General features: G+C 69.7%; 4 protein-coding genes. All 4 read right to left on the reverse strand.

What is annotated here, in order from left to right:
* Positions 1-55 precede the first annotated feature (55 nt).
* The 4 genes from HG543_RS51805 to HG543_RS51820 all read right to left on the reverse strand — a co-directional run bounded on the left by HG543_RS51805 (position 56) and on the right by HG543_RS51820 (position 4,083).
* Positions 56-793: a CpsD/CapB family tyrosine-protein kinase gene (locus HG543_RS51805; protein ID WP_169352392.1), complete on the reverse strand. Its 738-nt coding sequence runs from the start codon at positions 791-793 to the stop codon at positions 56-58.
* 28 nt (positions 794-821) lie between these two features.
* Positions 822-2,249 carry a GumC family protein gene (locus tag HG543_RS51810; protein WP_171818859.1) on the reverse strand — a complete coding sequence of 476 codons (1,428 nt, stop codon included), beginning with the start codon at positions 2,247-2,249 and terminating at the stop codon, positions 822-824.
* Positions 2,250-2,263: 14 nt separating this feature from the next.
* A complete protein-coding gene (locus HG543_RS51815) occupies positions 2,264-3,442 on the reverse strand; it encodes a hypothetical protein (protein ID WP_171818860.1) in 1,179 nt (392 codons plus the stop codon).
* Positions 3,443-3,510: 68 nt separating this feature from the next.
* Entirely contained in the window at positions 3,511-4,083 is a 573-nt protein-coding gene (locus tag HG543_RS51820; RefSeq protein ID WP_169352391.1) for a polysaccharide biosynthesis/export family protein, read from the reverse strand.
* Positions 4,084-4,478: the final 395 nt, after the last annotated feature.

A 4,478-nucleotide genomic window follows, 5' to 3' on the forward strand; every position in this document is an offset into this window, starting at 1 on the left:
CTCGGGCCCCGCCCCCCCGTTTCCAGCAGGGGGCGGGCCCATGGGCTGCCCGGTACTACTTCTTCTCGTAGTTCTTCAGGTACGGAGTCGCCTGCATCTCCGCGCCGTTGAGCACGCACCCGAGGATGGGCGCGCCACCGAGGCTCTCCACCGCCTGGTGCACCGACTTGCCCGGCGTGACGTTGGCGCGGATGACCATCAGCACCCCGTCCACCTGGTGGCCGAGAATGGCCGCGTCCGCGAAGGGCAGCGTCGGCGGCAGGTCCACGTACACCTCATCGAAGCCCTCGCGCACGGCCTTGAGGAACTGCTTCATGCGCGCGCTGGCCAGCACCTGCGTGGGCTCCTCCGGCGTGGCGCCGGCGGGGATGACGGCCAGGCGCGTGGAGTTGAAGCGCCGCACCACGTCCCGCACCTCCACCTCACCGGACAGCAGCTCCGCCAGGCCCTGCTTGTTGCGCATGCCCAGCGTGGCCGCCACCCCACCCCGGCGCAGGTCCGCATCCACCAGCAGGATGCGCCGCTCCGGGTTCGCCCGCGCCGCGGCGAGCGCCAGGTTGACGCTCGTCACCGTCTTGCCCTCGCCCGGCATGGCCGAGGTGAGCGCCACCACCTTCATCGGCCGCAGCTCGCGCATCCGCTCCAGCCGGTAGTAGAGGCTCCGGTACTGCTCCGCCGCCACCGAGGCCGGCGCCGTCAGCGTCACCACCCGACGGTCCACCACGTTCCCGCCCGACGCGTTCTCATCGACCCGGGGGAGAAAGTTGCCCGCCCGCTCCATCGTCTGATCCATCTCCGTCACCCGTCCTTTCTCCGCCGACTCAGTTCAACGACGTGGGGGTCGACACGTTGTTCCGAGCCCCCGAAGCCGGCATCAGAATCCGCCGCTCCGTCTTGCCATGCATATCCGGGACCACCGCCAGCACCGGGAGGGTGAGGCGCTCGCGCACCTCCGTCCCGTCGCGCAGGCTGTCGTCGCGCATCTCGAGCACCGCGCCGGTGAGGACACCCAGGCCCAGGGCGATGAGGAAGCAGATGAGCAGGCCCGTCACGCGGTCCGGCCGGGCCGGAATCGCCGGCACGCCGGCCGGGGAGATGACGTTGAAGAGGCTCTTGGCGCTCTTGGCCTCCAGCTCCTGGGCAATCTCCGCCTCGACCTTGCGGCTCACCACGCTCTGGTACTTGGTGCGGGCGATTTCGTAGTCGCGGTTCATCACCGCCAGCTCATGCGTCCAGCGCGGGGTGTTGTTCAGCCGCTTCTGGTACGACTCGGCCTGCTGCTGGAGGCCGACAATCTCCTTCTGGATGGACTCGATGAGCTGGGCGACGCGGGTGCGCTCGGCACGCTCGGCCCACAGGCGGCCTTCGGCCTCCTTGCGCTTGGCCGTCAGGTTCTCCAGCTCGCCCTGCATCCGCTTGATTTCGGGGTGGTCCTCCGTCCACTGGGTGCGCGCCTGCACCAGGGAGCGGGTGATGCCGTTCTCCGCGGCCTCGAGCCGGCCGGCCTCGCTGTCCACGGCGTTGCGAGCGCGGGCCAGGTCGGAGCGGCGGGCCTCGGCCACGCGAAGCTCCTCGGACTTGGTCTGCATCAGGTGCGACACGCGCTCCAGGCCGCGCATGTTCATCTCCATCTGCTCGGGCAGCTCACCCAGGTGGTCCACCTTGAACTGGGCAATCTTGCGCTCCCAGGCGGTGACGGCGGTGCCGAGCTGGGCCATCTCCTCGTTGAAGAGGTCGGTGGCGCGCGCGGCCTGGGCCTGGCGAATCTTCAGCGTCTCGGACGAGAAGATGTCCGGCAGCCGGTTGGCCACCTGCGCGGCGACCTGCGGGTCGCGGTTGGCATAGGTCAGCTCGAAGGCCGTCTCACCCTCCACGCGCACGGTGAGGTCCTTGCGCATCTGCGCGACGGCGGACTCCATGCCCTTCTCGGACACGATGTCCGGGTAGAGGTTCATCTCTTCGATGGCCTTCTGGAGCACGGGGCGGGCCAGCAGTTCCTGCCGCACCGTCAGCAGGCGCTGCTCGATGAGCTCGCTCACCGTGCGCTGCACCATCTCCTCGCCCGGCCGTTGCGGCTCCACGCGGACCACCACTGACGCCTCATACATGCTCGGCCGGGTCATCACGATGGCCGCGCCCACCGCGAAGACCGCTGCTGCGATGGCTCCCACCAAGGCCTTGCGGCGCCACAGGGCAGCCAGCAGCTGGTCCGCCGTCATCCCACGCTCCATGTTCCGCTCCTCCTCCATCCCTCTCGCTGTTGCTACCAAGGCGTCACCACCAGTCGAACGGCGAAGACATTGCGCGTCAGGTCCGCCGCGCCCGGTGTCTCCGCTCCTGTCCCATCCGTACCCGCCGTCTCCGGCACTCCGACCTGGGCAATCCTGTCCACCGCACCCTGCACCATGAACCGCCGGTCGATGCGGTACTCCACCCCACCACTCAATGCATACCCCTGCGATACATCGGGCGACCCGTTGAAGACGCCCCACTGCTGGGCCGGCGCGCGCCCGTTGCGGAAGAAGCTCGCCGCGCCGAACGCGTTGAAGCGCTGGGTGAACCGCCGCCCGAACACCACCGAGGCGTAGTCCGCCCACACCGCGTTGGCGAAGCCGCTCGCGCCCACCAGGTCGTGGCCCACCGCCACGCCCACGTCGAGCAGCTCACCGTCCCGCTGCAACTCCAGATGCACCCGGGGCGCCCAGCCGCTCTGCTGGCCCTCCGGGGCCAGGAAGCGCACCGGGCCCGCCCGGGCGATGAACGTCGTGGGCCGCGTCAGCCGGTAGCGCAGCCCCGCGGCCACGCCATGCGACTGGCCCAGCTCCCCCTGGTAGAGGAAGCCCTGGTACCGGTACTCGAGGCCCAGGCTGAGCCGCCGCGTGCCGCGGTACCAGGCCTCGAGCGACGGCGTGTGCGCGTAGCCCGAGTTCTGGCCGGCCGCGAGGATGCGCACCGCCTCGAACTTGTAGCCGGCGCGCACGTCCAGCCGCTCCGTGGCGCGCCCCGTGACACCCAGGGTGGCCTGGGTGAAGAAGGTGGGCGACGTGGTGCGAGCCAGGCCGTCACGCGGCAGCGAGGCCGGGTCCCTCACCCGGAACACGCGCGCCGCCGAGTCGACACGGAGCCGGCGCGACAGCACGTGCCGAAGCTCCACGCCCGCGCGGTGGTCCAGCGACAGCTTGCCGGAGCCATGCCGCATGAGGAAGTCGGCGGCGTAGAAGCTCTCCATGTCGAGCCGGCCGTCCTTGCCCGTCAGCGACAGCCGCGGGGACAGCTTCGTCATCAACTGACCGCCGGCCGCGCCGTCACCCAGGCGCAGGTCATCGTCGTAGCGCTCCTCGGCCGTCAGCCGCAGCCCGGGCTCCCAGACCGTCGCGGCCTGCGCGGCCGGAGCGGCGAGCATGAGTCCCGTGAGCAGCCACTTCTTCCAGTTGCCCTTCACCGTCGCCCTCCGTCCCACACGCCACCCACCGTCCCAGACCGCACCGACGCCCACACCCCTGAAACCCTTCACGGCACGACGATGGTGTCACCCGGCCGGAGGATGAGCTCGTGGCCGCCGTCGGGCGAAATCAGGTCGCTGTAGCGGACGGGAATCTGGCCGCCCTTCTCGTCATTGCGGATGACGACGATGCCGTCCGAGTTGGCGAAGTCCGTGAAGCCGCCCGCCAGGGCGATGGCCTGCAGCAGGGACACGCGGCCGCGCAGCGGGTAGGCGCCGGGGTTGGCCACCTCGCCGGTGACGAACACGCGGCTGCTGTTGACCTCGCGGACGATGACCGTCACGCGGGGCTCCTGCACGTACGGCTGGAAGCTCTGCTTCAGCATCTCGGCCAGCTCCGTGGGCGTCTTGCCCGCGGCCTGCACCTCGCCCACCATCGGCATGGAGATGAAGCCGTCCGGGCGGACCGGCAGGGTGCGCGACAGCTCCGGGTCGCGCCACACGGCGATGTCCAGCACGTCCTCACGACCAATGCGGTAGGGCTGCTCAGAGTTGTCCACCTTCACCTGCGGCTGGTGGGCACACCCCGACAGGAGCATCACGCCCAACACCGTCCAGAACCCCGCGCTCGTCTTGCCCATCGTCTGCTCTCCCTCGCTGCGGATGTCTCGAATGCGCCCCGTCGTTTCGACGGGAGCAACGCTTCCGGCCCGGTTGCCTTAGCAGCGGCTGTGCCACGTACCGGGGGGAGGGAAAGTCCATGGATCGTCGTGGGTTACGCGTTGCCCCACCTGGAGAGGTCCTCGGGTGCAGGAAATTTTTCCGGCATCGTCCGGCCGTCCAATCCTGTGCTTTCTGCAGTACGGGGTCAGATCAGAGAAGAGGTTTGCCCACCCCGGGCGACACGGCTTCCCATTTCGCACGCGCCGTGCGTGGCACGCGGCTTGATTACTGACGAGGGCGAGGGAAGTCGGGTTCACATCGGGCCAGGCGGCCAGGGAGACGGGCGGATGAGGAAGGCGGCGGGGGCGGTGGC

Origin of the sequence: Pyxidicoccus fallax (genome assembly GCF_012933655.1) — a bacterium.
Classification (GTDB): domain Bacteria; phylum Myxococcota; class Myxococcia; order Myxococcales; family Myxococcaceae; genus Myxococcus; species Myxococcus fallax.